Source organism: Bartonella grahamii ATCC 700132 (assembly GCF_000518085.1).
In the GTDB taxonomy this organism is placed as follows: domain Bacteria; phylum Pseudomonadota; class Alphaproteobacteria; order Rhizobiales; family Rhizobiaceae; genus Bartonella; species Bartonella grahamii.
In genome coordinates this window covers 1-8,218 of record NZ_JACX01000039.1, presented here as the reverse complement: position 1 = coordinate 8,218, position 8,218 = coordinate 1, and the positions used below count along the sequence as shown (strand labels likewise).

Genomic DNA, 8,218 nt, shown 5'->3' with positions numbered 1-8,218 from the left:
TTTGCTTTTGCCGTTCGCTTTGCTTGCCAAGGTGAAACGCCTTGGCTAAAGCCATAAAAAAAACGGCTAAAGCCGCTGTAAACATAAGAGAATATTTCTTTAACCAAAAAATCATAAGCGTTGCTCCCGAAACCGCTTGGCAACAATCACTATGCCCGTTACAGCCGCTAAAACCATGATGCCTGCTAATGCCCATTGAATTGGTCCATTGCCTGCTAACAAGCCACCAAAACCAGAACAAGACCCTATAATCGGGGCAAGTGCTTCTATTTTAAGAAGTCCGGTTGCCGTTTTCGTTTCTACCCTTTGATAATTCGAAGAAACATAAGACCCTTTTGCCCATAATCCTGCTTCTGCTGCTCGACGGTTGGCTAAACCTGCAAGAGGCTTCCCACCGACCTTATTCCATTTCTGTAATTCTAAGGGTACGGCTTCATAATCGCCTTGATTAAGCTTCTTCAACAATGTTGACTTGCGAAAAGCAGCTGTTCCTACATTATAGCAAAACGAGACTAATGCCGCGAATTGGCAATCCGTTAACGAAACCGTGACCGATTCCTCTACCGTCTTCTCAAATTGCTTTAAGTCTTCACAAAGGATTTCTTCTGCTTGCTCTTGGCTAATACACATGCCTTTTTTGACAAGGGGGTGACTCGCATTGCTGGTGTGACCATAACCAATCGTCCAGACACATGCCGTATCTCTATAAGCCTCTAAACGCAAACCTTCCCATTGTTTGATAAGCTCTAATCCTTCTTTCGATATCTTTCTCATCTGACGCTCCATAAAAAAAAAGCCCCACAAAAGTGGGGCTGGATAAAATGATGTTCTAATCAATCTCGCACTAATTATAATAAAATGGGTCGCTACATCCACGGGCGCCTATTTTTTCATCTTCTACATAACGAGAATGCGCAAAATTCCGTACAAGATGATCATTGTTAGAGCCACCAGTCCAATCGCCTCCTCCCAACATAACATTTATGTCTACACGTAAACTGCTTCCTTGCTCCCCTGTATGCCATTTAGTCACTGGATAACAACCAGACAAATATTGCCACACATAACCGCAACCATCCTCACAACCAATATGCGAAATCATCCGTCTATTGTTTGTATCAACGTGTCCTCCAGACGTCTTAAGAGAAGGCGCTTGATTGCCGACAATACTGGTTGCTTGATTACTTCCATACATGCATGGCGAAAACTCATCACTCGTCAAAAATCTCTTATTAACAGACCAAAAATCAAATGCATGATCCGCATAGCTACGATTGGTCGTAATCGGAACACCATATGCCGACTTTGCATTTTCACCTGTCCCTGATTGAAGATAAATATCAACCAAAATATTATGCCACGGATTGTAAACCATCCCTTCTGGACTACTACGCGGGCGGTGATTTAAACACCAAACAGAATTGGGCAAAATATCCCCCGCTTGATAACCCGATAAGAGATGACCTTCGATCTCACCAACATCCGCACATAGCGTATGAAATCCGCCAATCTTTTCAGAATTATCCTTTGTATAGCCATCAGGAGCCGTCGGATTTTGCGAAAGGTCAAAGGATAGCTCATTCGTCTGATCTTTTAAGATGAGATATATATAATAATCCTTTCCTGCTTCAAGATCTTTGTCAAAAGTCATCCTTCCACGCCCTAGAACGCGGTAAAAGAGGTACCTACCCCCATTCTCACCACCATGATAAAAGCGAAAACATGCCCCTTCATTGATCACAAGACCTTTTCTATTTTCCGGATCGGCTTCCAGAATTCTGTCAGGTTGATCAACCATTAGATTCAACGTCTCATTCGCTTGAATAAAGAAGGGCACTATTTTGACTCCCTCCATCATTCGTGCTTTTTGTTCAACTAACTCTTTAAGAATGGGTAGGATGCTTTGATGATCGCTTTTGCAAAGATTTTTTTGTTTGTTGACGTTTTCTTTCATTCTCAAAATGAGTTATCATGGCCCGTTCCTTCTTGCTCGTATTGCTTAAACCAAAAGTATCATTGTCCATAAATTGCTGATATCCAGCTATGATGAGATCGGTTAGGAACGAGGCACTTTTCGGAGGTTGTGTAAAATAAATCCCCTTTGAATCCTGCAATTTATATCGAAAACCTGCTTTTTTCATGCACTCATATACTGAAGCAAATTCACTTGCATACGAATTCATATCACTAGAAGAAGCATAAACCGGTTTCCAACCACATTTTAAAAGTGATTGTTCGATTACAGCCCGATCTGCTCTAGGCTTTTCCCATAAAACCAAAGTCGATGGGGGAGGATTGCCTAACTGACATCCAGCTGTACTTAAGAGAGCCATGCTGCTCAATAGTTTTAAGATTTTTTTCATTTTTCCCCTCCTCCATAGTTTTTTCCAAAAACTCTTGTAAGAAGATGTGAATTTCAAACCAAGAGCTTTCTCCACCTTTTCAATCTGTAGATTATCAGCCGCATTTTCTTCAGTACGAAAATTGATAATATCATCATTATATTTATTAACTCTATCAATTAATACTGCAACATCATCTAAGGTATAGGTTTTCATGAATTTTCCCCTGCATACTCTTTAATTCTTTTACAGAGAAATTCATAAAAATTACTTGCGTAATATTCGGAATCTTCAGATGTATACTTGAGATAGAGTGGGCATTCACCATCCCGAAACTGCGTATAATCAAAATAAAAGGTTTCACCAAAATCAGTTGTGCAGATAACAAGTTGTTTGGGGTCCGTAAAGCCATCTCTTCTATCAAGCAAATTTCGGTAAACAATATCACCAGCAGGAATACCTGCACAGATTTCATAAATACTAAATATTTCTTCACCTCCAATTTCTCCCCCTCCATAATTTTTTAAAAAACTCTTGTAGGAAGAGGTAAATTGTAAATCGAGAGTGTTCTCAGCTGTTTTAATCCGTACATCATCAGGTGCATTATCTTGAGTACCAAAATTAATAACCTGACTATGCATATCAACATATTGTGCAACATCTAATAAAGTATAACTTTTCATAAATTTTTCTCCATAAGTCACAGTGTGTTTTTACTCATAATGAGTGTTTCTACTGATCAATATTCTCTACTATAGCCAATGGAATTGGGATTACATTGATAGAATATAAAGGATGTTTTCTTGAAGGAGCTCTTTGTCTCATTTGTCTCTGTGCAATCATCTCGCATTTACAATATATGATGGAATTAAAGGAAGTGATCATTAAAGTTTAGAGAGCGCCTTTTAGAGATATTATTTCAATATTTGCAATAATTACTTTTTCTTTTTTTCCTACTTAGAATTTTTTTTTGAAATCCAACAAATAACTTTTCTGATAAAACTTGTCTTTGGCTTCATAGGCGCAACAAAACTCTTATCTTGATAAAATGAGTAGAGAACCTCAGCCATAGGACCTTCTTGTGTCATAGGATATAACATAATAGGCCTACAATCGACTCCAATAGGAGCTCTTCCTGATACCATTCTTTCCACATTTGTACCTGTTACTATCTGTCCTTTTTCTTTCCAAGAAGAAACTGTTTCAGGCTCAAACAGCTCATCTCCCTGATAAACTTTTTTACCTTTAAATTCCACAGGTTCAGCTGCTCCCATAATTTTTTTCTTTATCCATTTCATGATTCATAAGCCCCTTCAATTTTTTCAAAATAATCAATGTATTCTTTGTTCTAAATAGACTTAACAAACTCTCCTTCCAAGAAGTAGGTTATTCCTCGCTAGAAAACTCTGAGTGATTATCGAAATCCTTTTGCCACCTGTTTAATTAAAGCGTAGCTCACTTGCTTCACCTTTGCTACTTCTTTGGCTAAAGCTAATGCACGTTCAAGGTGGGTTTTGTTGATGCTTTCGTCAAAGCCTAGGTGATCCCCTGCCGTAAAGCTTTTCTGATAAGATTGTAAGGTCTCAACATCACCCAATAAAGCAAGAGCGCCAAGATGAAGTAAAGCATAATCCGTATCGTTTGCTTTAGACGTGGTGCTTTTTTCCCAAGGAGCAGCGCCATAATCAGAGCGAAGTCTTTCAGAAAGATCAATTTCTTCGACTGACCATTCTAGCGCATCATCAAGCGCCTGTGTTAAACGATCCGCAGTGACTTCTGGTTCAAAGATTTCTAATCCCTTGGCTTCAAAATTAAGCTGTATGTCTGGAATATCTTCTGTGTGGGTAGGATCAATGAATTTGCAAGCGGTGGAAAGAATGCCCGTGCTAATCATAAAGGCGCTATCAAATTGCGGGTAATCTTTGGCAATTTCATCGTTATAAAGAATATCTACTTCACGATCGGCCAATTGATAACTTGCCATATGGTCATTCTCATTGATTTTCTCGGTTGACCAGCCTAGACTTTTTAAAAGTGCTGTCGCACTTTCCATAGTGAGACGATCATCAGTGTCATCTGCTTCATCCACTTCCTCTGCCACTTCAACAGAAGTTGTTTTAGAAGCAACAGATGCTGTTTGCGGATCCAAGCTTAAAATCGGAGCGTTTTTCGGAAAACCTGCTCGATAACCCCGTGCAAGAGTGAGGAGATTATCAATTCTATATTTTGAGATTTCTTCCACAAAACCTAAAGGATTTCCCTTTCTAAAATTCTCCTTATAAGATTTGAGCTTTTCAACATCCCCAATCAAAACAAGCGCAATAAGGTGACGCGCTACAAGATCAAGTTCACTATCTGGGGGAAAAGCTACATAATCATAAATGATTTGATTCACATTTTTCCGATCAGCCCATTCAAGAATATCCGCACTGATCTGCTTTAGCTTGCCTTCATCTAATTCAGTACTAGAAACTGTATAAACTTCTTCTGCTTCTTTGAGGGCTATATATTGAGGCATATTATAGAAAATCTCTTTATGAGCCGTGGAAAAGCTAAGTGTTGAAAGTGAAGCCTTAAATGCAACAATCGGCTCTTCTTCATCACTTTGAAGGTTATACATTATATTGATGATACGGTCTTTACTTATAAAATAAGCATTGCGATTGTAGTTTTTATCACGATAAACTGTCCAACTCATTTGTTTTAATTGCTCTGCAACTTTATTGAAAGTAATCAAAGCTTGTGGACTGAGATGTGCTTCTGCAGCCTCTCTCTCATGAAGAATTTTCAGATGTTTTTCAGAAAATTCAACAGCGTGATTCACATAGTCTTCTAATTCTTCATCAAGATTTTGCAAATGACTAGGAATCTTATCCTCTGCGATAGAATCTTGATAGGATTTTAGGGCATCAATTTGACCTGTCAATGCTAAACAAGCCAAATGCCAAATCACAGCTGGATAATAGCTATATTTTTGGATAAGCGTTTTGCTTTCTATTGATGCTTGTAAATCTTGGGCACGTGCCCATTGTATTATCCGCTCAGAGATTTTTGTCAACTCTTGCTCATTCAATATCTCTACATAAATATCAATTCCTTTATCAACCCCACGAAAATTCTCTCCTCCAATCGTATTAAAAGATCGATAAATATCCGTAGGTCGTACAAGATTACGTTGTCCACAAAAATGAATATATTCGCAAGCTACAGAAATCTCTTCATTAGATATTTTAGCCTCAAGACGAACATTGTAATTATCATGAAGACGTATAAAGCCAAAATTAAACTGAATAAAACGGTCTGGCAAAGAGAGAAACATTCTCCCAGGTTCCGTAGAAAACCACCCTTGGGTTTTAAGAATACGGCTTGCTGCTGTAAGGCTTATCGAGTGCTGTTTGGCCTTTTTACGCGTTAGAATATCGTCTAACTCCCCGTTTTTATAAGCTTGCGCAAAAAGAATGAGGCGCTCAATCCACCCTATTGTTTTGTAATCTGCAAATTCTGGTACATGTAATTGGGGTGTAAACTCAGAACTTTTTAAAGCCTTAATATCACCAAGTAATGCTTCTGCAACAGCAGAATGATTGGCTGCTTTTTCACGTAATTTTTGTTCAATATCTTGTGCTTTCCCCCAAGCAATAACCCTATTTAAAGATTCCTTAACATGGCTTTCTGAGAGATCTGAAGCCGTAACATCGAAATCCTCTTTCGCAGAAAACAGCGTATCTTCATACTTATCCTGTGATACTTCACCACTAGCATATTCCCAAGCAAGGCAATAGGCAGCAGTGGTAAGATCAGCTGATAACCGAAATTTTCCACCCTCCTCTCCATAATCTACAACATCATAACTAATGCCTACAATGCGATCGGGAAAATGATAATGCGCAAACATACTACCATCTTCAGCACGGTAAGATTCCCAACCAAGTCCTTTTAAAATTTCTGTTACATCTTTGGTTCGCATCGTCATGCCCCTGCGTGTTCCATAATTCTTTTACAGAGAAATTCATAAAAATTACTTGCGTAATACTGGGGATCGCTAGGTGGAAATCTAAGATAGAGCGGGCACTCACCATCCTGAAACTGAGTATAATCAAAGTAAAAGGTTTCACCAAAATCTGTTCTATTGACAACAAGCTGCTGTGGTTTTGCTAAACCATTTTTTATATCTGTTAAGTGATAATAAACAATATCACCAGCAGGATTATCTTCAAAACTTGCGTTATAAATGCTAAAAATTTCATAACCTCCAATTTCTCCTACTCCATAATTTTTTAAAAAACTTTTGTAGGATGAGGTGAATTGTAAACCAAGAGTTCTCTCAGCCTTTTCAATCAATATATCATCAGGTGCATCCTCTGCAGTGCCAAAGTCGATAACATCCGGATACTTATTAATTAATTGTGCAACATCAGCTAAGGTATAGGTTTTCATAAGTCCTTCCCCCCTAAAAGGGATTAACAATTCTTGCATTTTTTGAAAACAAAAAAGAATGACGGCTTTAACAGTGTATTTCAAAAGGAAACCGCCCGACAAAAAGCGTCATTCCAAATTAGTTATAATTCTTTTACAGAGGAATTCATAGAAGTTACTTGCGTAATGCTCTGAATCTCCAGATGCAATTTCAACATAGAGTGGGCATTCACCATCCCGAAACTGAGAATAATCAAAATAAAATGACTCATCCAAATCATTTGTACAAACGACAAGCTGTTGTGGTTTTGCTAAACCATTTTTTATATCTGTTAAGTGATTGTAAACAATATCATCACTACGTGCAATCTCAAAGTCTATAAGATAAACGCTCATTATTTCTTCATAACCAATTTCTCCTCCTCCGTAATTTTTTAAAAAACTCTTGTAGGAAGTTGTAAACTGCAAACCGAGAGTTTTCTCTGCTTTTTCAATTAGTACATCATCAACTCCATCATCAGCAGTACCAAAATTGATACGATCGCTATACTTATCAACTAGTACTGCAACATCAGCTAAGGTATAGGTTTTCATAGATGATCCCCCTAAAAGTGATTAACAATTCTTGCATTTTTGAAAACAAAAAAGGATGACGGCTTTAACAGTGTATTTCAAAAGAAAACCGCCCGACAAAAAGTGTCATTCCAAATTAGTTATAATTCTTTTACAGAGGAATTCATAGAAGTTATTGCATAATATTGTCATATTTGTTATGAGAAAGACCTTGTCCATTGGGGCGAACAATATCAATTAGCGGCACGCCATTGCCGGCTTTTCCCACCGTGGGGCGGAAAACAGAGCCAACCCCATCAGCGGCTTTAATCCCTTGGCTTTCTTGTGCAACAGGACTTCGCGCTCCAAGCGCTTGTGCTTGCAACAACAAAGGCTGAAAAGCTAAGCAAAAACTTAAAACAAGTGAAAGCCCCTTGTGGATCCCACGCTGCAAAACACCAAGAGCATGCTGCCCTAACGCACGTCCATATCCCAATTTGTGCTTTTGATCTTTCAATCCCCGCATCTTCAGCTCCTCATAAAATTCTTTATCTCTTAAAAAAACAACCCATATGGGTGTAAACAGCGCAGCGATATTTTTTACCGCCCCTTTGCTCTAAAATCTCAATAATGCCCGCACTTGAAATAACCCTGTCTTATTCCCCTTTTCTCGCACTGTTGATTGGGTTAAAATATTCGAATAAGACACATCAACATCCGTAATGTCTCCGGTTGCATGGAAACCCAGAGTTGCCCCAACGAGGCGCCCGCCAAAACTGTTTTTGCTTACATCATTGGCTACAGCCCCCAGATCAAGCGCCATATAAGGGGAGAATTGGCTCATAAATTTACGCCCCATTCTCGAAGAAAAACCTGGCAACAACAGCGACAATTCATTGCGCCAAAAC

The 8,218-nt window shown here is 38.6% G+C and carries 7 protein-coding genes and 3 pseudogenes; all 10 read right to left on the bottom strand.

Going from position 1 to position 8,218, the window contains the following annotated elements:
• Positions 1-111: 111 nt before the first annotated feature.
• On the bottom strand, positions 112-774 hold the full coding sequence (locus U736_RS0108215) for a lysozyme (RefSeq protein WP_026500624.1): 663 nt from the start codon (positions 772-774) through the stop codon (positions 112-114).
• 70 nt (positions 775-844) lie between these two features.
• A complete protein-coding gene (locus tag U736_RS0108210) occupies positions 845-1,798 on the bottom strand; it encodes a phage major tropism determinant (RefSeq protein ID WP_245256884.1) in 954 nt (317 codons plus the stop codon).
• 85 nt (positions 1,799-1,883) lie between these two features.
• Positions 1,884-2,363: a hypothetical protein gene (locus U736_RS0108205; protein ID WP_026500622.1), complete on the bottom strand. Its 480-nt coding sequence runs from the start codon at positions 2,361-2,363 to the stop codon at positions 1,884-1,886.
• 191 nt (positions 2,364-2,554) lie between these two features.
• Complete coding sequence (locus tag U736_RS0108200; protein WP_012754699.1) at positions 2,555-3,025, bottom strand: SMI1/KNR4 family protein; 471 nt, start codon at positions 3,023-3,025, stop codon at positions 2,555-2,557.
• A gap of 270 nt (positions 3,026-3,295) precedes the next feature.
• Entirely contained in the window at positions 3,296-3,640 is a 345-nt protein-coding gene (locus U736_RS0108195; protein WP_026500621.1) for an HNH/ENDO VII family nuclease, read from the bottom strand.
• Positions 3,641-3,728: 88 nt separating this feature from the next.
• Positions 3,729-6,309: pseudogene (locus U736_RS11265) on the bottom strand (DUF6990 domain-containing protein).
• Positions 6,310-6,311: 2 nt separating this feature from the next.
• Complete coding sequence (locus U736_RS0108185) at positions 6,312-6,779, bottom strand: SMI1/KNR4 family protein (protein WP_012754697.1); 468 nt, start codon at positions 6,777-6,779, stop codon at positions 6,312-6,314.
• A gap of 108 nt (positions 6,780-6,887) precedes the next feature.
• Positions 6,888-7,352, bottom strand: a complete 465-nt coding sequence (locus U736_RS0108180) for an SMI1/KNR4 family protein (protein ID WP_012754696.1) — start codon at positions 7,350-7,352, stop codon at positions 6,888-6,890.
• A gap of 163 nt (positions 7,353-7,515) precedes the next feature.
• Positions 7,516-7,836 (bottom strand): annotated as a pseudogene (locus U736_RS0108175) (hypothetical protein); the annotation flags it as partial.
• 90 nt (positions 7,837-7,926) lie between these two features.
• Positions 7,927-8,218: pseudogene (locus U736_RS11260) on the bottom strand (ShlB/FhaC/HecB family hemolysin secretion/activation protein); the annotation flags it as partial.